Here is a 20072-nt window from a genome sequence, read left to right as displayed (position 1 = left end):
TCCATGCGCTGCGTTTGGGTCTCACGTTCTCGGACGTATAAATCCAATAAACTTTATCGGATTTATAATAATTTCCTTCTTTTCAAACCTCACAAAGTATGAGAAAATATGAAAAAATTCGCGTGTGGAATCATTTTCCACAGTTACATGAAGGAGGATCCACCTATGTCCGAGAAACGCCCATTATCCATTGAAACGCTCGCCGTCCATGCAGGCCAGGAAATCGATCCTGCGACTTTTTCGCGTGCCGTGCCGCTCTATCAAACGACGTCTTACGGATTCAAGGACAGCGATCATGCCGCCAATCTGTTTGCTCTGAAGGAGTTCGGCAACATTTATACCCGCATTATGAACCCGACCACCGACGTATTTGAGCAGCGCGTTGCAGCCCTGGAAGGCGGTGCCGGAGCGTTGGCGGTTTCCTCCGGACAGGCGGCGATCACCTTCTCCATCCTGAATATTGCCGGCGCCGGGGATGAGATCGTCTCGTCCTCAACGCTGTACGGTGGAACCTATAATTTATTTGCCAATACGCTGGCGAAGCTTGGCATTAAAGTGCACTTTGTCGATGCCAGCAACCCGGAAAATTTCCGCGCGGCCATTACGGATAAGACGAAAGCGCTGTACGCCGAAACGATCGGCAACCCGAAAGGGGACGTGCTTGATGTGGAGGCCGTTGCCGCTATCGCCCATGAGAATGGCATCCCGCTGATCGTGGACAACACATTCCCGAGCCCTTATTTGCTGCGTCCGATCGAGCACGGTGCCGACGTCGTCGTTCACTCGGCAACGAAGTTCATCGGCGGCCACGGCACGTCCATCGGCGGCGTAATCGTCGACAGCGGCAAGTTTGACTGGGCAGCCAGCGGCAAGTTCCCGGGACTGACCGAACCGGATCCAAGCTACCACGGCGTCGTGTATACGGAAGCTGTCGGCCCGATCGCCTACATTATCAAGGCGCGTGTACAGCTGCTCCGGGATATGGGATCGGCGATCTCCCCGTTCAACTCGTGGCTGCTGCTTCAAGGTCTGGAAACGCTGCACCTGCGGATGGAGCGGCACAGCGAGAATGCGCTGAAAGTCGCGCAGTTCCTGGAAAGCCACGATGCGGTAGAGTGGGTCAGTTACCCCGGGCTCGCAAGCCATCCTTCGCATGAACTGGCGAAGAAGTACCTGCCGAAGGGACAGGGAGCGATTCTGACGTTCGGCATCAAGGGCGGCACGGAAGCAGGCCGCAAGGTGATCGAGAACGTGAAGCTGTTCTCCCACTTGGCCAATGTCGGCGACTCGAAGTCGCTGATCATCCACCCGGCCAGCACCACGCACCAGCAGCTGTCGGAAGAGGAGCAGGTGGCCGCCGGGGTGAACCCGGAAATGCTGCGGCTGTCCATCGGTACGGAAGCGATTGACGATATTTTGCACGATCTGGAGCAGGCCATTGAGGCCAGCCAGCAAGCTTAAGCCATCCAAAGCTATATAAAGCTATAGAAGTTAAATCCCGTCCTTATCCTGATCAGCCGCCTCGTTTGAGGCGGCTTTTTGTGTTGTGAATCGTAAGCTTGCCCAATGGGGGCTCTCCGCCCGTAGGCTTTCCTTGGGAAACCGCGCAAATTCCGTATATTTCGCCCTTTCGGCTAATATTCTGTAGGGTATATAGATTGAACTCAAGTTTCGAATGAAAACCCTCATTGTAACGGCTTATCCAAGTCTTTCAACATGAATTGCTTGAGTTCATTCTGTACAGCAATTTACGCAAGTGGAAGCTCATTTATCTCTGAAGAGAGGGTGGACAGCCAAAAATGAAGGGTGAACGGTGTCAGAACAGCTTCTGCCAATTCGGCTCCTGCCCCGCACCTTGCGGTGTGGAAGCGGTTCACCAGCCGGCATGCGGACAAATGGGCGGGAGCGCTCGTGACCGGCGTTCCGGCAGGGAAGAGGAGAACGGCCGCCAGGAATCGGATGCCCCCCACTTGGAAGATGCCGGAGACTATGCAAGGGCGGGCTCCCTTCCCGAGATCGCATCCCTGGTAGAGCTTGCATCCATCGGCTCGATTACGAGGGAGAAGGCGCTTCTGTCCGCGGATTCCGAGCGGATTGGGGAAATCCTTCAGGAAGCGGAGGAATACCGGTCCAAGCCAGAGGAAGGCTCGACCCCGGAGATGCTGTTGGATTGGAGTGATTCCATGCGCAGTTTGCGGGTATATACGGAAGAAGCTCCTTACCTGTACCGGCAAAACGAACGCCTGGACGGAGCGGCCGGTTTAGTGCTGCTTCGGGAAGAAGAGTGGCTGAGAACCGGCCATCTGAAGGAAATTTATGCGGAGTGGCTCAATCGGGTTCCGGGAGTTGACGGCCGCGAACGGGAGATTCAGGAGCGGCTGATGAACCGGTGGAAGGGGCATCTGGTGAATCTCCTGCACAGCCTGCAGGGAGCGCCGCTGACGGTGGCTCTCGTGTCCGGACGCCTGAAAGACTACCGTAAGCTGAAAGGCGACGCGGCGCTGGACATTGATATGCTCCGGGATATTCAGCTGGAAGCCCTGTTTCGGGCCGCCCAGTCCTGCCAAATGCAAAGGATCGACTGCAGTCTGGAACTGCTGGTTCCTTATCCAGAGGACGGGGAGGCTTTTCATAGGATTCATGAGTTTATCGATCGGGTCGGCGAGGAAACCCTTTGTCACCAGCGCAGATCCTTAAGATACCGGGTCGGAGCGATGCTGGATTGGGACGTTCGCGAAACAGCGGCAGCGGAAATCGCCAGGTTCGCAGATTTCATCGTGATCAACGGGAAGCATGAAGGGGCCTGGCTGATGGAATACCTGGTCAGCGAAGAGGAGAGGGGAAAAGTGCTCAGTGCGGGCATTCCGTACAGCGTGCTGGAGGAACTGGTGTACAGCATCCGCCGGACGAAGCCGGCCATTCGAATCTGCCTCTCCGGGGCGGTAAAACCGTCGGATCTCGCTTATGTTTATCGTTTGGGACTGAACGCGGTCAGCACGGTTCCCTCCGAGCTGCCGGGCGTGCGGCTCGCCGCAGCGCAGTGGGAGCTCCTGGAAAGGCAGCACGAACTAAGGCGCAGATCCGCACAGGGAAGAACGTAGCATCGCGCTTTATAGGATAAATAATCAATAGGCTTAATGATTACTGGGGTGGGAAGGCCTGCTTCGGATTCATTAAAGCCTATTTTTTTGCGTAAAAAATAGCATCCCCGTTTACTTTTTATGGGAGGGCGCGTATACTGTAATTAACAAAAAGTTTCCTTAACACAAAATTATTGTATTGACGCAAAAATGATTATCATTCTCATTTAAAAACAACAATCGCGAAGGAAGAAAGGTTCGTCAGAGGCGTTCCGTTTCCATCCGCATACCATGCTGCTCCGGCTAGTCCGGAGCAGCATGTGCCATTTTAAGGGGACTAATAATGCTATTCATTCTCATTAGGAAGGTGATCACTCATGGAAAACATACGAAATGCTCCTGCTCAATCGATTCAGCGTCAGGCCAATCTGAACCGCCCAGGTCCCGGAAAGAAAGGGCGCTTTGATCTACGCTCGCTGATCCGCAATTCGGAAATGCAGGCGGCGCTAGCGAGCGGACTGCTTATGCTGGGCGGCTGGGCAGCCAGCTGGCTGTCCGCCCCGGCCGTCGTATCGGTCGTGCTGTATATTCTGTCCTATGCCGCAGGAGGCTGGCTGAAAGCGAAGGAAGGGGTCGAAACGCTGATCCACGAGCGCGATCTGGACGTCAACCTGCTGATGGTAGCTGCCGCGCTGGGCGCCGCAAGCATCGGCTACTGGAACGAAGGCGCCATGCTCATCTTTATCTTCGCCCTGAGCGGAGCATTGGAAAGCTACACTACCGAACGAAGCAAAAAGGATATTTCATCGCTGATGGCGCTGAAGCCGGAAACCGCGCTGCGGATTCAGGACGGGCAGATGAAGCACGTTCCGATTGGGGAACTGGCCATCGGCGACCTGGTCCTGGTCAAACCGGGAGAACTGATCCCGGCGGATGGAATCATCCAGAAGGGGAACTCCTCGGTGAACCAATCGTCCATCACCGGCGAATCGGTCCCGGCCGACAAAGCCGCGGGCGACGAGGTGTTTGCCGGAACGCTGAACGGGGAAGGCGTGCTGTACGTGGAGGTGTCGCGTTCCGCGGAGTCCACCGTTTTCGCCAAAATCGTAAAGCTCGTGGAGGAAGCCGAGACCGAGGTTCCGGATTCGCAGCGTTTCATGAAGCGGTTTGAAGCCATTTATGCGCGTATCGTGGTGGCGGCGACGCTGGTCCTCATTTTCCTGACTCCGTTTGTGCTGGGCTGGAGCTTTGGAACCTCCTTTTATAAAGCGATGGTGTTCCTGGTGGTAGCTTCGCCGTGCGCATTGGTGTCTTCCATTATGCCGGCAATGCTGTCTGTTATCTCAAACCGGGCACGCCGGGGCATTCTGTTCAAGGGCGGTGCGCATGTAGAGAACATGGCGCTGACGTCCGTGGTCGCTTTTGACAAAACGGGAACGCTGACGCTCGGAACGCCGCAGGTAACGGATTTCATTCCGGCGGACGGATACGACCGCCTGGAGCTTCTGGGTATTTGCGCATCCGTGGAACAACTGTCCGAGCATCCGCTGGCCAAAGCCATCGTGGTGAAAGCCGAGGAGGAGGGCGCGATGCTGCCTTCAGCGGAATCGGTGACCTCGCTGACCGGCTGGGGTATGGAAGGCTGGGTTCAGGGCAGACGCTGGCGCATCGGTAAGGCGGATATGCTGGATCAGGCTGACGCGTCCGGCGAACATGCCGCATGGCTCCGGCTGCGTCAGGAGCTGAACGCGGCCGGCAAAACCGTGTCCGTGATTTTGGACGGGGAGCGGGTTGCCGGGCTGGTCGCACTCGCTGATGTGATCCGCCCGCAGGCAGCCGCGGCCGTGAAGCAGCTGCAGTCAATCGGCGTCAAGGTCGCGATGCTGACCGGCGATCACAGCCTGACGGCAAACGCCATCGGCAGCAGCATCGGTGTTGATTACGTCTTTGCTGATTTGCTGCCAGAAGAGAAGGTCAACCATGTGAAACGGCTGCGCGAGCAGTACGGCCACGTGGTGATGGTCGGGGACGGCGTGAATGACGCGCCTGCACTGGCTACGGCCACCGTAGGCATGGGTATGGGGATGAACGGCAGCGGCACCGCACTCGAGGTGGCGGATGTCGTTCTGATGAACGACAACATTGAGGAGATCGCCTCGACGATTACGCTCGCCCGCCGCGCCCGGCGCATCGTCAAGCAGAACATGGTGTTTGCCGTGTCGGTGATTTTGCTGCTGATGGTCAGCAACTTTGCCGCCGGCATCGCCCTTCCGTTCGGCGTGGTCGGCCACGAGGGAAGCACGATCCTTGTCATTTTGAACGGGCTCCGTCTGCTGCGGTAAGTGCGGTGTCGAGACCGAAGCGGCTCATAAATGAAGGAACCTCCGAAGGAGAGTCGGAGGTTCCTTTTTTGCTCGGCAGGAAATTGTTAAACGATTTGTAAAAATTAAATTGTTCACAATTCAGGTGAAAGGCATGTATACTTGATCTATTGACATCTTATGAAAAATGTATGATAATGATTATCAGATAATAATTATTTTAAATTAAATGATAAATAGATCCCGGACGAACCCGCTAAGGGACGATGCACCGGGAACGGGAAGCTTGGAGGGAGATCCTATGTATAAATCCGTAATTATCGGGACAGGACCTGCCGGATTGACGGCAGCGATTTATTTGGCACGGGCCAATATGAGTCCGCTGATTATTGAAGGGCCGCAGCCGGGCGGCCAGCTTACCACGACGACAGAAGTTGAGAACTTTCCAGGATTCCCTGAAGGCGTGATGGGACCGGAACTGATGGATAATATGCGCAAGCAGGCGGAGCGTTTCGGCGCTGAATTCCGCACGGGCTGGGTGAACAACGTGGAGCTGGGCGCGCGTCCGTTCAAGCTTGACGTGGAAGGCATCGGCCATATCGAAACCGAGACGCTGATCCTGTCCACTGGCGCAACCGCCAAATACCTGGGCATTCCCGGGGAGCAGGAGAATGTCGGACGCGGCGTAAGTACCTGTGCGACCTGCGACGGATTCTTCTTCCGCGGTAAAGAAATTATCGTGGTCGGCGGCGGCGACTCCGCGCTCGAAGAAGCCGGCTTCCTGACACGCTTTGCGTCCAAAGTGACGCTGGTACACCGCCGCACTGAGCTGCGCGGCTCCAAGATCATGCAGGACCGCGTGCGTGCCAATGAGAAGGTGGAATGGGCACTTAACCGTACTCCGCTCGAAGTTGTGGCTGACGAGCGCGGCGTGAAAGGCCTCAAAGTGCTGAACAACGAGACAGGTGAAGAGGAACTGATCGAAGCAAGCGGCGTGTTTGTTGCCATCGGTCATCACCCGAATACCGGATTTTTGGGCGGCCAAATTACGCTCGACGAGAACGGCTACATCGTTGTGCAGCCAGGAACGACGGAAACGAACATCCCTGGCGTCTTCGCCTGCGGCGACGTTCAGGACACCCGCTACAGACAGGCTATTACGGCAGCCGGTAGCGGATGTATGGCAGCAATCGATTGCGAGAAGTATATTGAAAGTCTGGAGCACAGCGCAGTCGCTCTGTAATGGATGCATGAAGTGGACCGATCAGGCCGGCGCAAGAGCCTGTTGACATACACGACATTTTCACGATATGAGGTGACCTAAAGCGATGGAAAAAGTGATTGTATATACCAGCACCAACTGCCCGCACTGCCGTCAGGTGAAAGGATACTTGGCCGACAAGGGCGTCGAGTTCGAAGAACGCAACATCGAGCAAAACGATGAGTATGCACAGCAGGTCTGGGACATGGGCGTTCGCGCCGTTCCTTTGACCGTCATTGGCGAGAACCGCGTGCTGGGCATGAACACAACCCAGTTTGAAAAGTTTTTGAATCAACAATAATTTTCTGTTCATTCTATAACCGCTAAATTAGAGGTCGTCCCTTGGAGCAAAGATGCTTCCGCCGGGGCGGCCTTTTTTTCGTAGGCGCAAAAAATAAGGGATGACCGCCAAAGGCAGGCCGCGATCCGGGCCGCTCTGGGGTATCCCTAGGCTTTTTTACTTTTAAAACGCTGTCAAAAGAACAGTTTCCCGACCAGCTGCAGCACGAAGTAGATGATAATGCCCGTCGCGATGAGCGTGAATCCGGCCTTGGGACGGCCCTGAAAAAAACGCAGAATGGCCAGGCTGAACAGCGGGGCGATAATCAGCAGAAACAGCAGCACGGTCACGAATACCTCGACCGATATATTGGAAATATCCACGTAAGTCACGGACAATCTCTCCATTCCTAAGGTAAAATCATCGGGTTTACCAACGTCCACAAACAATCATTTCTATACAACATTCCTATTATATACGAAACCCGGCCTGCATTTCCGTAGATTCGGGGGAAAAATACGTCGATTTTTCGTCAAATCCTGTGCCAAGGACGAAATAAACGGAAGCATGAGAGATCCTGCCGAATTGACATGTCCGGGAAGGAAAACGCCTGTAAAGTCCGAATATACTAAGAAAAATAGATTCGGAAGGAATGAAACGCATGCATACATCACAAGCAATGCAGGAACTGCTGTCCGCAAGAATGGTTGCGATCGTCCGGGGGATCACCCGGGATCAGGCCAGGACGGCAGGTGAGGGACTGATCGCCGGAGGCGTCCGGCTTATGGAAGTTACGCTGAATACCGATGGGGCGCTGCACATGATCGAAGGCTGGCGCTCGGCATACGACGGACGAGCCTATGTAGGCGCTGGAACCGTATTGAACCTGGCCATGGCCAAGGAGGCGGTTCAGGCTGGAGCGCAGTTTCTGATCTCGCCCAATGTCGATCAAGCCGTCATCTCCTTTGCTCTGGAGCAGGGCATCGACGTATGGCCTGGTGCCATGACGCCGACTGAGATTGTGGCCGCTTACGAGGCCGGTGCCAGCGCAGTGAAACTGTTCCCGATGGGCAGCCTCGGAATTGGCTATTTGAAAGAGATCCGTGCGCCGCTGGATCATATACCTCTGATGGCTACAGGCGGGGTGACGATCGGCAATATTGCCGATTATTTCGAAGCAGGGGCGTGCGCGGTCGGGATCGGCAGCTCGCTGCTGCCGAAGGCGGAGCTGGAGTCGGGAAATGTCGAGGCCGTCCAGGAACGGGCCGCGGCGTTTGTTCAGGCGGCTGCCCGAACAGAAACGGATAAGTAATGGAGCGGCAAGAGGTGCTTTAAGCCAGCAGGAGGCAGCAGGTGTGCTGCATGGAATCGTTCGTTAGCCGGTCACAAACCGCCTCAGATGGCCGTTCGCAAAGCAGCATAGAAGCGTTGTGTCATAACTTGCCCATAGCTGGAATAGAGTCATTTGGAAGGGCCATTTTCATGTACGGGTAGGCTCGTTCGGCCATGGGATGACAAAAGCGGTACAGGTGTGGACCGGCATGATGGTCAGGAAGGGAGGGGGCCATATGATTGTAAAGCGCTTCTCGCTCGTTTCGTTGCTGCTCTTTGGAACGGTGGTTGCCGCCGCCGTTTCCCCGAGCATTGATTGGCAAAGGGTATATGCGGCCGCGACCTCTCCGGCGAATGTGGTCACGACCGTGGACGGGATTCAGGCGAAGCTGCTGGCCGCCATGAATCAGCGCCTGGAGAAGATTCAGTTTGTGTACCAGGGCAAGACGTCGGCCCTCAAGAGCCAGCTGAAGAGCGCCCTCGAACAGGCGCTGGAGAGCGATCCCTACATCAATTACACGATCGAAAGCTATGGTTACTCCTACAGCGGCAGCTCGAAATCGGCCACGGTGAGTGTGCAGCTCCGCTACCGGGAAACGGCCGCGCAGACGGCATACGTCGACCAGCGGGTGAAGGCGGTACTCGGCAGCCTGATCCGGCCAGGCATGAACGATCATGAGAAGATCAAGGCGATCCATGACTGGGTGATACTCCATTTGAAATACGATAGGACCCTTCAGAAATATACCGCGTATGACGGACTCAGCTCGGGCAGCACGGTCTGCCAGGGATATTCGCTGCTGACTTACAAAATGCTGAAGGAAGCCGGAATTCCGAATAAAATTGTGGAAGGCACCGCCGCCCCGAGAGATACGGGCGTGAGTCAGCTGCATGCCTGGAATCTGGTGCTTCTTGACGGCAAATGGTACCACTTGGACACGACCTGGGATGATCCCGCTCCGGACAAGGCCGGTGAGGTCGGTACGGGCTATTACCTGCGCACGGACGCGCAGATGAGGAAGGACCATGCATGGACCAAAGCTTATCCCGCTGCCATGACCTTGTATCGCGATACGCTGTCCGGCCTGATCCGGCAGGGAGGAAGCCATTTGGCGTTTTACCAGAAGCTGCAGGAACAGCTTGAGTACCAGCTGTATGATCCGGCGCAGATCGTATCGACATCCGCCCAGCTCAGTGCCAAGGCCAAACCGGTGGTCGCTGCGGGAGGGCACTCGCTGCTTTTCCGGTTCCACGGGGACAAGGAGCAGCTGCTCGGCGCCCTGCAGGATTTGTACCGGCTTGGGGTGAGCTCGATCTCATACACGCAAAGCCCGCTGGATGAGACGGAGGATTTGAGAATTTACGTCACTTGGAAATAGGCAAAGCGGTGTATTGGCAAGCGAGACTTGCCGCTATGCAGCAGAAAGCCCCCTCACTGCGAAGCCCAGGAGCTTGGCAGGAGAGGGCTTTTTGGCCATCTGGTATTTTGGGAAAGCCATCAGCACCTAAAAAAAGGAGACTCACATGTTCATTTGTGAGTCTCCTTTTTTATGTTACCGCGGGTCGTGGGTGGTCAGGTCGCACTGCTCCAGCGGGGTCAGCTTGGTTTTCTTTTTCCACTTGTAGCCGAACCATACGGCCAGGAACAGCGGAATGCTGACATACGTCACGAGAATGCCGTACCAGTCGATTTTGCTGCCGGTAAACGCTCCGGTGTTCTGTCCCAAGATCGCGATAATGCACAGGATAAAGGCAAAGATCGGTCCGAACGGGAACCAGCGCGCCCGGTAGGGCAGCTCGTCCAGGGAATGTCCCTGGGCGAGGAAAGCCCGCCGGAAACGGTAATGGCAGACGGCGATGCCGAGCCAGTTAATAAAGCCGCACATGCCGGAGGCGTTCAGCAGCCAGTTGTACACGACCCCGTCGCCGAACAGGGAGGCCAGAAACGCCAGCATACCGATCGCCGTGGTGATCAGGAGCGCGTATACGGGAACGCCGCGGCTGTTCAGCCGGCTCAAAAATTTAGGTGCCAGGCCGTCCTTGGCCATGGCATACAGCACGCGGGTGGAGGCGTACATGCCGGAGTTGCCCGCCGACAGCACGGAGCTCAGAATGACCGCGTTCATGACGGATGCCGCAAAGGCCAGACCCGCCTTTTGGAATACGAGGGTGAACGGGCTGACGCCGATATTGTTCAGATCGGTCTTCAGCAGGTTCGGATTCGTATAAGGAATCAGGAAGCCGATGACGATGATCGCCAAAATGTAGAAGATCAGGATCCGCCAAAATACCTGCTTGATGGCGCGCGGCACGTTTTGGCGAGGATTTTCGCTCTCCCCTGCGGCCACCCCGATCAGCTCGGTTCCTTGGAAGGAAAAGCCCGCCGCCATAAAGACGCCGACGAAAGCAAAGAATCCGCCATGGAAGGAGCTGCCGCCCAGGTTGAAGTTCTCGAAGCCGACCGGCTTGCCCCCCATGATCCCGAAGATCATCAGAATGCCGACAATCAGGAAAATAATGACGACCGCGATTTTAATAATGGCAAACCAGTATTCGGATTCGCCGTAGCCCTTGGCTGATAGAATATTGAGGGCAAACATGATAGCGAGAAACAGCAGACTCCACAAAAAGGAGGGAGAGTCCGGAAACCAATATTTGATAATGACCGTCGCCGCAGACAGCTCGGCCGCGATCGTGATCGCCCAGTTGTACCAGAAGTTCCAGCCGACGGCAAATCCGAAGGCCGGGCTGACGAAGCGGGTGCCGTAGGTGCTGAACGAGCCGGAATCCGGCATGTAGGTAGCCATTTCTCCCAGGCTTGTCATCAGAAAATATACCATCAGGCCGACGGCGGCATAGGCCAGAATCGCTCCGCCCGGTCCGGAGGAGGAGATGGCGCTGCCGCTTGCCAGAAAGAGCCCGGTGCCGATAGAGCCGCCGAGGGCGATCATCGTCATGTGCCGGGATTTCAGGCTCTGTTTGAGTGCCGTTGCCGGTGTTTTTAAACGCATAAAAAGAAATCATCCCTTCAAATATGAATATGACTTCATGGAGTGGAAGGGGAACAACCAAAAGGGACCCCAGGTATGAAGTACCCGCGGTCCCGATAAATGACGCTATGGCTTCCGCACCCGTGCTTCCATGAAAGATAGCTCATCACGGCGTCTTCATCTTCCTGCAGGAGGAAGGAACACCGCGACAGTTCTGTCCCTTTCGGAGAACAGACCCAGCATGCCAACCGTAGAGCGGGTTCGCACACTTCGGCGGAAGGCGCCCTTCGCTGTCGTCACCGGCGGCTCTTACGCCTCGGAACAGCTACTCATCGCTTCCGCAACCTCTACCTCACCTTGGACGGATGAGGTTATCTTTTACATATTTCTTTGTATTGATGTATTGAACACGTAACATCGTAACGTATTACGCTGGGAAAAGGCAATGGTTAAAGCTGGAACTCCGGAAGAGCCGTTCCCTGCAGTCTTCAGGAGCGGCTCCGCTTGGCCATCTGCTGCCACACGGTGCCTGCGGCCTGCTCGCCGGATTCGATGCGTTCCAAGGCCATCCGTGCCTGCAGGCTCACTTCGAACTCGGGATCGTTTACCGCTTCCTCCAGGGCATCGCGTGCTTCTTCCGTCCCCACTTCGTACAGGAAGCGGGCGGCGCGCCAGCGGACGATCTTGCTGCTGTCCTTCAGCGTCGCCTGCATCGCCGGCGTGGCCGCCGGGTCGCCGATGTCAGACAGCGTGTCGCCCGCCGTCCGGCGGACGGTCGGCGAGCTGTCCTTCAGCGCCTCGTACAGCAGCTCCATCGCTTCCGGCGTGCGCAGATCGCCGAGGTAGACGACCGCCAGGCGGCGGGTCTGCATCTTCTCGTCATGCAGCGCCTGACGGATGATCGGCAGCCGCTCCTCGGTCGGCTGCATGCCGTCCAGGGCGGCATAGCGAACCTTCCAGTCGGCGCTCTGCATCGCCTCGGCGAGCTCAGCGTCGCTCAGCTCGCGCCGCTCCTCTTCAAACTCGCTCTCGCTGGCGCCATGGGCGATCGCCTGCTCAATGACCTGCTTCAGCCGATCTTCAGGAAACGCCGCTTCAAGCTCCTGCTCGACCTCACCGGCGATATCCTCCAGCTCCCCGTAGCGGACGCCGTAATCCTTCAGCTTGCGCTCCTTGATCATCGTCGCCGCAGTGACTTCCATCACGGCTTTCGTGAAGCGGTCGGACAGCGCCCGGCGAACCTCCTGAGTGCCCGATTTCACGCGGATCTGCATCGGGATGCCCCGGAAAAACTGCACGAACACTTCCGCCTCGCCGTAGTGGCTGCCGGCTTCCACGTCTTCTTCCGTGAACTGGCTTGTCAGGCCCTCCTGGCCGAACCGCTCCTGCACTTCGCCAAGGATGGCGGACCAGTCCGCGCTGCCCTGGCGTTCCAAGGCGACAAAGTCAAGGGTATGGAACACGCTCTTGACCCCTTGGATATGCAGCATCTCCCGGATCCATGCCGGGGCGGAGCGTTCATTGTCAAGCGTATATGTTTTGCGGATACCGGGCTCCAGACTCTCATCCAGGTGCAGCTTCATAGAGTTCGGGCTCGGCGTTGGCTCAATAAATTTGATCTTCACAGATAAAGACCTCCTTCTTCTTCAACAACTTTTACTATTGAAAAAAATGATACAACTCATTCCTATATAGATGAATCCATCTATCTAAACTACAGTTTACCTCACTTTGCCCCCAAACATAAACTTTTTGCCGCGGATAGAAAACGGATGGAAAGACGACAATGACTAAGAGGTTACCAAGCTGCATAGAAGGAGCTGTACTGCCGCGTGATATTCACCATTTATTTTGCGCCGATGCTGATTGTCGTCGTGACGATGATGCTTTTGGCGCTGTACGTCATTCATTACTCCGACCTTCATGACGAATAATTCATAGACTTAGCGGCAAGCGAGCTTGGGATAGAGGGAAGCATTCGAGCGTCAGCGCTAGTGGTACACAGGGTTTCGGATCGGGTAAAATGGAATAAACAGCGATTACACCCGGGAAGGAGGGGGACTCTTGCCGAAGATCCGCTACAATAACATGGATAATGTCAGTACGGATAAAACGTTGAAGCAGTTCAGACAGTGGCGCCAGGAGCGGCGGCAGAAGAAAAAGGACTACAGCTTCCAAATCCCGAATATGCCGCCGGATCTGGAGTATCTGCACGGCAACCGGCAGGATACGTCGATTACCTGGATCGGCCACTCCACTTTTTTCATCCAGTATGAGGGCCTCAACATTATGACGGACCCGGTCTGGGCCAAAAGAATGGGCTTTGAGCGGCGCCTCGGCGCGCCCGGTCTCCTGATCGATGATGTGCCGCCGGTGGACATCATTCTCATATCGCACTCCCACTATGACCATATGCACATGGCTTCTATCCGGAAGCTGTACCGGGCGGGCACGACGCTGATCGTTCCGGTCGGCCTCCGCGCGAAGATGGTCCGCAAAGGGTTTCACAATTGCCGGGAGCTGAAGTGGTGGGAGCATATAGTCATCGGCCAGGTGAAGATCAGCTTCGTCCCGACGCAGCACTGGACGCGCCGCACGCCGTTTGACACCAACACTTCGCACTGGGGCGGCTTTGTGCTGGAGCCGCATGAGACAGGGGAAGCCGGTAACGCCGGAGCGGAAGACGGCACCAGGATGCTGCCGCCCAACGTCTATTTTGCGGGGGACAGCGGGTATTTTGCCGGCTTCAAAGAGATTGGCCGGCGCTTCAACCTGCATGTGGCGCTGATGCCGATCGGGGCGTATGAGCCCGAGTGGTTTATGACGTCGCAGCACGTCAATCCCGAAGAGGCGCTGCAGGCTTTTCTGGATGTGGAGGCCGATATGATGATCCCGATGCATTACGGCACGTTCCGCCTGGCCGACGATACGGCCCGGGAGGCGCTGGACCGGATGGAGGCGGAGCGGGTCCGACTCGGTCTGAGTGAGGAGCGGATTAAAGTGATGCATTACGGGGAGACGCTGACGATCCACCCGGAGCGGAGGTAGTTCCGGATACCGAACAGGAATCGGATACGTCGATAGATCCATACGAAACACCGGAAAGACCGCCGGGCGGCTTCTTTCCGGTGTTTTTGCATGGACCCTTCCCTTACACCATGGTGAATTCGAGCGGTTTGGACAATGGCCCCCATCCTTCTATGTTGGGGTCCTTTTGATTATCTCTTAGCGCGAGCGGGAATAGAAATAGATAAAAACGATTATATTGATAGAGATAGGCAATGATAGGACAAACGTCCGGGTAGGGGAAGGAATACCCGGGCTCGGCCGAATCCGCGGGCTATACTTTGTTCCTTCTATTATGAAATGGGCTTCGAACGCACGTTGATTTATGCTATAATGTGCTGAAGCCTACTAGCGAAAGGAATGGTAATACTTCATGATCAGTACAAGCGGCGTGACACTCCGTTACGGAAAACGCGCACTTTTTGAAGATGTAAATATAAAATTTACGCCAGGCAACTGCTACGGTTTGATCGGCGCCAACGGAGCCGGCAAATCGACGTTCCTCAAGATCCTCTCCGGCGAAATCGAGCCGAACCAGGGCGAGGTTCACATGACACCGGGCGAACGCCTTGCGGTGCTGAAGCAGAACCATTTTGAATACGACGAGTATCCGGTTTTGGAAACCGTCATCATGGGTCACAGCCGTCTGTATACCATTATGAAGGAAAAGGATGCGCTGTATGCGAAAGCGGACTTTTCCGAGGAGGACGGACTTCGTGCGGGTGAGCTTGAAGGCGAATTCGCCGAGCTGAACGGATGGGACGCCGAGCCTGACGCGGCTGCACTCCTGATCGGCCTCGGCATTCCGCGCGAGCTGCATGACAAGAAGATGGTGGAGCTCTCCGGCAACGAGAAGGTCCGCGTCCTGCTGGCACAGGCCTTGTTCGGCCGTCCGAACAACCTGCTGCTCGACGAGCCTACCAACCACTTGGACCTCGAATCGATTCAGTGGCTCGAGAACTTCCTGATGGACTACGAAGGCACTGTCATCGTCGTATCCCACGACCGTCACTTCCTGAACAAGGTATGTACGCATATCGCGGATATCGACTTCGGCAAAATCCAGCTGTACGTGGGTAACTACGACTTCTGGTATGAATCCAGTAAATTGGCGCTGGAGCTCCAGCGCGAGTCCAACAAGAAGAAGGAAGAGAAGATCAAGGAGCTGCAGGCATTTATTCAGCGGTTCTCCGCGAATGCTTCCAAATCCAAGCAGGCGACTTCCCGGAAGAAGCAGCTGGATAAAATTACGCTGGACGATATCCGCCCTTCCAACCGGAAATATCCGTTCCTTCATTTCAAGCCGGAGCGTGAAGCAGGCAAGCAATTGCTGACGGTAGACCGCCTCACGAAGACCGTTGAAGGCGAGAAGGTGCTGGATGAGCTGAGCTTCGTCGTGAACAAAGGCGACAAGATCGCTTTTGTCGGCCCGAACGGACTGCCGAAGTCGATGCTGTTCGAAGTGTTGATGGGCAAGGCGGAGCCGGACGCGGGCGAGTTCTCCTGGGGCGTTACGACGACACAGGCGTACTTCCCGAAAGACAACTCCGAATATTTTGACGGGGTGGACCTGAACCTGGTGGAATGGCTTCGCCAATTCTCCAAGGATCAGGACGAGACGTTCCTGCGCGGCTTCCTGGGCCGGATGCTGTTCTCCGGCGAAGAAGCGTTGAAGAAGGCGAGCGTTCTCTCCGGGGGAGAGAAGGTGCGCTGTATGCTGGCCAAGATGATGCTGAACGGCGCGAACGTGCTGCTCCTCGACGAGCCGACGAACCACTTGGACCTCGAGTCCATCACCGCGCTGAACAACGGGCTGATCGACTTCGACGGCACGATCCTGTTCACATCGCATGACCATCAGTTCATTCAGACGATCGCCAACCGGATCATCGAAATTACGCCGAACGGCATCATTGACAAAGTCATGACATACGACGAGTATCTGGAGAACGATGAAATCAAGGCGCTGCGCGAGCAGATGTATCCGCAGGAAGTTTAACGCTTCAAGCCATGAAAAAAAGCTGCCATTCCCTTAAGCGGGGGTGGCAGCTTTTCTGTGTTGTCCATAAAGCCTGTGGCTTGTTTAGGACCCGCCGGTGCGGCGGCGCTGATTGTTGGGCTTTTTCGTGTTTTGGCTCTTCATCGCGTGCGGGGCATTGCTTTGGAAGCCGCCGGGCTTGCCGCCCTTGTTCTGCTGCTTCTTCTGCTCCAGCTTCGCGCGGATGGCGTCGGCCAAATTGACCTTTTTGGCGTCCTGATTATCCGTCATGGGTAGGGTTCCTCCCTTTGGGGTTGTGTCCTTATTCTAGCTGTTTTTGCGGCTCCCCACAAGAGATGGGAGAGACAAAACCTCTTGAACATAAGCAACTATGTTTCTCTAGACCCACACGACTTTCGTTTGCTAGGATAAAAAAGTGCCTTTGGGCATGAAACGGTGAAAAGGGGCCAACGAACTTGGATCATATCTATGAAGATATCCGAAAAGGGGAACGCGGCGCCTGGATCAGCATTGCGGCGTATTTGATCCTCTCCGCGGGCAAGCTGGTCGGCGGCTACTTCTTTGCGTCCAGCGCCCTACTTGCAGACGGGTTTAACAATCTGACCGATATCGTGGCGTCGGCCGCCGTGCTGATCGGCCTGCGGATATCGCAGAAACCGCCGGACTCAGACCACCCGTACGGTCATTTCCGTGCAGAGACGGTAGCATCGCTGATCGCTTCGTTTATTATGGGCATGGTCGGTATTCAGGTGCTGGTGGAGGCGGCCAAATCCCTGTTTATGGGCAAAGAAGCCTCGCCGGATTTATGGTCAGCCGGCGTGGCGGCTGTCTGCGCTGTATGCATGCTGTTCGTCTATTTATATAATAGAAAGCTGGCCAAGGAGATTAAGAGCCAGGCCTTGATGGCGGCCGCCAAAGACAATCTGTCCGATGCGCTGGTCAGTATCGGGGCGGCAGTCGGGATTGTCGGGGCACAGTTCGGCCTGCCATGGCTGGATGTGGTGGCGGCGTTTGCCGTAGGTCTGCTGATCTGCAAGACGGCCTGGGATATTTTTCGCGATTCCACCTACCGCTTGACCGACGGGTTCGATCAGGAGGAACTCCGCGATTTGCGGGGCACCATTGCCAAAACCCCCGGCGTTGAAGGCATCAACGATGTGAAGGCCAGGGTTCACGGCAACCATGTCCTGGTCGATGTCGTTATTGTGGTTGACCCCACCCTCAGCCTGATCGAAGGGCATGCCATCAGCGACAAGATCGAAGAGCGGATGAAGAGAATTCATAATATTATGAACGTCCACGTCCATGTGGAGCCTCGGGAGAAAAGCTTGTGAAGGCCGGTTCCTTTGAAAAGCTCCCGTGTTCTTGATCAGCTTCAGTGAACAGCCGCAGTGCATAAGCATTGTGGCTGTTTTTGTGTCCGCCCGCTGCCTTTCGGAGAAATGGTCTCAGCCATGGGTCTGACGAAGTGTGAAAATAAAAATTGGAAAACGGTTCCAACGTAGCAGGTAATTATGAGGTTTGTGGGATATCCAGTTGGAGAAATTCGATGAATAATGACATAGATGGAGGGATTTTACAAATTCCTGTCTCAAATCATGCTTACGATGGAAAGGGGTAAAGGCTGTGAACAGAACGTTTTGGCGATTGTGGACTGCTTGCACTGCCGGATTGCTGGTGATGGTTGGGATGTGGCCCGGATTCAGCCTTGCGGCTGCCGAGCCGACGCGGTCGGCGATTGAATGGTCCAAGGATTACGGAAGCCAGTCCGGCGGAGAGGGGGTCATCCCTACATCAGACGGTGGCTATCTAGCCCTGGGCGACATCTATGACTCGTATCGAAAGGCCTATGTGGTAAAGCTGGATGGAGAAGGGCAGGTGGAATGGGAGCAGAAGCTGGCTTATTATGACTGGGGGTCCAGTACGGCATACCGGGCCATTGAGACCAAGGACGGGGGGTATCTCATTGCAGGGAACACGGGTGAAGAGTTTGAGCCGATTCGGCAGCTGTTCCTGATCAGGCTGGATGCATCGGGGAATGTGGTGTGGCAGAAGGTCCTGGATGCACAAGGATATGATCAAAACCCGAAAGCCATCGTCGAGACGGAGGATGGCAGCTTTTTGATCGCCGGAAGCGGAATCGTCCACTGGGTTGCTTATGACAGAGCTTATATCGCCAAGATTGATCAAAATGGGAATACGCTGTGGTACAACCAGTATAGTTTTTCGGGGAGCGACTATTTAACCGATCTGATTCCCGCGAGCGACGGGGGTTACATCGCTGTCGGCCACGCAGGTATGGTGGAATATGAATCGAGAGAACATGATGCGATGCTGGTAATGAAGATCGATGATCAAGGCAAAGAGGTGTGGTCGAAGCAAACGGTCGAGCCGCGCAGCGGCTGGACAGCCTACTCGGTCATTCCGGCCGAGGACGGAGGCTATATGATCTTGAGCCGTAAATCCGTTAACGGCAACGGCGTGCCGGTACTTACCAAGACGGATCTGACCGGACAGGTGCAATGGGAAAAGACATACCCGGATGGTGCCAATTCGCAGAATTTCAATCGTCTGGTCCAGACGGCAGAGGGCTACGCGTTGCTGGGTGAACATGTTACATACTTGGACTGGAGTTCAGAGTGGAAGCATCAATACAGCGTGTTAAGCGTCGATCGGAGCGGGGGGCTGATCAGCAGGGAATTGTTCAAGGGGCCTCCGATCTACAGGGTCGGTACCGCATCGGGAACTCCGGATGGAGGTTATATTTTCCCTGGAACCGTTCAGCGGGGAGACAGCGCGAAATTTCAGCTGATGAAGCTCACGCCGCCGGCGGACCAGCCGCCTGTTGAGCGAACACTAACAGGCATCGCATTTTTGGAAAAGGAAAAGAAACTGAAAACAGGTTCAAGCGTCTCCACGGTGCTGCAAGCGGTATATGATGACGGAACCCGAAGCGATTTGTCCAACGCCGCAGTCTACGTTTCGGGGGACGCTGCGATTGCCGAAGTCGACGCATTAGGCCGAATCACGGGAAAGGAGCCGGGAGACACCTATGTGGAAGCATCTTACGAGGGTTATACAGCAAGATTGAACGTGACTGTACTGCCGGAAGATACGGGCGAGTATGATCCCCTGAACGGCTATCTCGAGTTGGATTCGTCCCAATACTCGCTTTCGGAAGGTTCGACGCTGGATATCAAGGTTTTTTTGTATGACTATTCGACACAGACGAGATCGGATATTACCAAGCAGGTTCAATTCAGCAGCAGTCATCCGGACGTTGCCGAAGTGGACGGGGAAGGAAATCTGATCGGTCATAAGCCGGGCTTGACCCAGATCTCTGCTCAATATAAGGGAGGCCGGACGATGGCCTCGGTTCAGGTCGTCCGCGCCGCTGCTCCAATCGGCACTGACCTTCCGGATCAAGGCGGGACGAATAACGGGGAGGATCTGGAGAATTCATTAGTGGAATAATCGTGTAAAGTTTCGTCTGATGAAAACATGGATGAACAAGGCTGGCCTGAACAGGGCCGGCTTTGTTCTACCATTTGGCCGCTGCAGGCATTTCCTTAATGTTCCCTGATTTCCAGGGACCAGGTGTATTTAAGACCATAGACCTGTTTACTACCAACATTTGGAGTGTTTATTTGTGTAAAAAGGGCCATGCGGTTTCTCGATCCTCCTGCCTATAATGAGAGCAAGCGCTAAGCGGGCCGGCGTTCCCCGGTTTCTACAAGCGACTC

Annotated in this window: 15 protein-coding genes and 1 riboswitch; of the genes, 11 read left to right on the top strand and 4 right to left on the bottom strand. The window is 55.4% G+C overall.

What is annotated here, in order from left to right; all coding sequences use genetic code 11:
• Positions 1-165 precede the first annotated feature (165 nt).
• The 5 genes from K2F33_RS03265 (at position 166) to K2F33_RS03245 (ending at position 6963) form a co-directional block, all read left to right on the top strand.
• Entirely contained in the window at positions 166-1461 is a 1296-nt protein-coding gene (locus K2F33_RS03265) for a homocysteine synthase (protein WP_076176155.1), read from the top strand.
• Positions 1462-1799: 338 nt separating this feature from the next.
• The gene (locus K2F33_RS03260) at positions 1800-3101 is read left to right on the top strand and encodes a putative PEP-binding protein (RefSeq protein WP_263880985.1); all 1302 of its coding nucleotides are present in this window, start codon (positions 1800-1802) and stop codon (positions 3099-3101) included.
• 356 nt (positions 3102-3457) lie between these two features.
• Positions 3458-5422: a heavy metal translocating P-type ATPase gene (locus K2F33_RS03255; RefSeq protein ID WP_263880984.1), complete on the top strand. Its 1965-nt coding sequence runs from the start codon at positions 3458-3460 to the stop codon at positions 5420-5422.
• Positions 5423-5702: 280 nt separating this feature from the next.
• On the top strand, positions 5703-6644 hold the full coding sequence (trxB, locus tag K2F33_RS03250) for a thioredoxin-disulfide reductase (protein WP_076176148.1): 942 nt from the start codon (positions 5703-5705) through the stop codon (positions 6642-6644).
• A gap of 85 nt (positions 6645-6729) precedes the next feature.
• A complete protein-coding gene (locus K2F33_RS03245) occupies positions 6730-6963 on the top strand; it encodes a glutaredoxin family protein (protein WP_076176146.1) in 234 nt (77 codons plus the stop codon).
• Positions 6964-7136: 173 nt separating this feature from the next.
• Here K2F33_RS03245 and K2F33_RS03240 read toward each other — a convergent pair whose 3' ends face one another.
• Positions 7137-7334 (bottom strand): hypothetical protein, encoded by a 198-nt coding sequence (locus tag K2F33_RS03240; RefSeq protein WP_076176143.1) that lies wholly within the window; start codon positions 7332-7334, stop codon positions 7137-7139.
• A 269-nt stretch (positions 7335-7603) separates the two neighbouring features.
• Between K2F33_RS03240 and K2F33_RS03235 the strand changes: the two genes are divergently transcribed.
• Positions 7604-8254: a bifunctional 4-hydroxy-2-oxoglutarate aldolase/2-dehydro-3-deoxy-phosphogluconate aldolase gene (locus K2F33_RS03235; protein ID WP_244879524.1), complete on the top strand. Its 651-nt coding sequence runs from the start codon at positions 7604-7606 to the stop codon at positions 8252-8254.
• Between the two features lie 256 nt (positions 8255-8510).
• Complete coding sequence (locus K2F33_RS03230; RefSeq protein WP_089549839.1) at positions 8511-9653, top strand: transglutaminase domain-containing protein; 1143 nt, start codon at positions 8511-8513, stop codon at positions 9651-9653.
• A gap of 174 nt (positions 9654-9827) precedes the next feature.
• Here the strand turns inward: K2F33_RS03230 and K2F33_RS03225 are convergent, their stop codons facing one another.
• Positions 9828-11285: an amino acid permease gene (locus K2F33_RS03225; RefSeq protein ID WP_076176136.1), complete on the bottom strand. Its 1458-nt coding sequence runs from the start codon at positions 11283-11285 to the stop codon at positions 9828-9830.
• A gap of 130 nt (positions 11286-11415) precedes the next feature.
• Positions 11416-11622, bottom strand: a riboswitch (Lysine riboswitch).
• Positions 11623-11752: 130 nt separating this feature from the next.
• On the bottom strand, positions 11753-12889 hold the full coding sequence (locus tag K2F33_RS03220; RefSeq protein ID WP_263880983.1) for a virulence factor: 1137 nt from the start codon (positions 12887-12889) through the stop codon (positions 11753-11755).
• A 439-nt stretch (positions 12890-13328) separates the two neighbouring features.
• On the opposite strand from K2F33_RS03220, the gene K2F33_RS03215 reads away from it, so the two are divergent.
• Together K2F33_RS03215 and K2F33_RS03210 are read left to right on the top strand one after the other, a co-directional pair.
• On the top strand, positions 13329-14312 hold the full coding sequence (locus K2F33_RS03215; protein ID WP_263880982.1) for an MBL fold metallo-hydrolase: 984 nt from the start codon (positions 13329-13331) through the stop codon (positions 14310-14312).
• Between the two features lie 391 nt (positions 14313-14703).
• Positions 14704-16329 (top strand): ABC-F family ATP-binding cassette domain-containing protein, encoded by a 1626-nt coding sequence (locus tag K2F33_RS03210; protein ID WP_076176130.1) that lies wholly within the window; start codon positions 14704-14706, stop codon positions 16327-16329.
• Positions 16330-16413: 84 nt separating this feature from the next.
• Here the strand turns inward: K2F33_RS03210 and K2F33_RS03205 are convergent, their stop codons facing one another.
• Positions 16414-16599, bottom strand: coding sequence for a hypothetical protein (locus K2F33_RS03205; RefSeq protein ID WP_076176128.1), 186 nt, complete (start codon positions 16597-16599; stop codon positions 16414-16416).
• A gap of 185 nt (positions 16600-16784) precedes the next feature.
• Here K2F33_RS03205 and K2F33_RS03200 point away from each other — a divergent pair, with 185 nt between their 5' ends.
• Entirely contained in the window at positions 16785-17663 is an 879-nt protein-coding gene (locus tag K2F33_RS03200; RefSeq protein WP_212986093.1) for a cation diffusion facilitator family transporter, read from the top strand.
• 292 nt (positions 17664-17955) lie between these two features.
• The gene (locus tag K2F33_RS03195) at positions 17956-19803 is read left to right on the top strand and encodes a PQQ-binding-like beta-propeller repeat protein (RefSeq protein WP_263880981.1); all 1848 of its coding nucleotides are present in this window, start codon (positions 17956-17958) and stop codon (positions 19801-19803) included.
• Positions 19804-20072 lie beyond the last annotated feature (269 nt).

Origin of the sequence: Paenibacillus sp. PSB04 (assembly GCF_025809195.1) — a bacterium.
Taxonomy (GTDB): Bacteria; Bacillota; Bacilli; order Paenibacillales; family Paenibacillaceae; genus Paenibacillus_AQ; species Paenibacillus_AQ favisporus.
The sequence above is the reverse complement of the archived record's forward strand: the minus strand, read 5'-3'. Positions and strand labels throughout refer to the sequence as shown.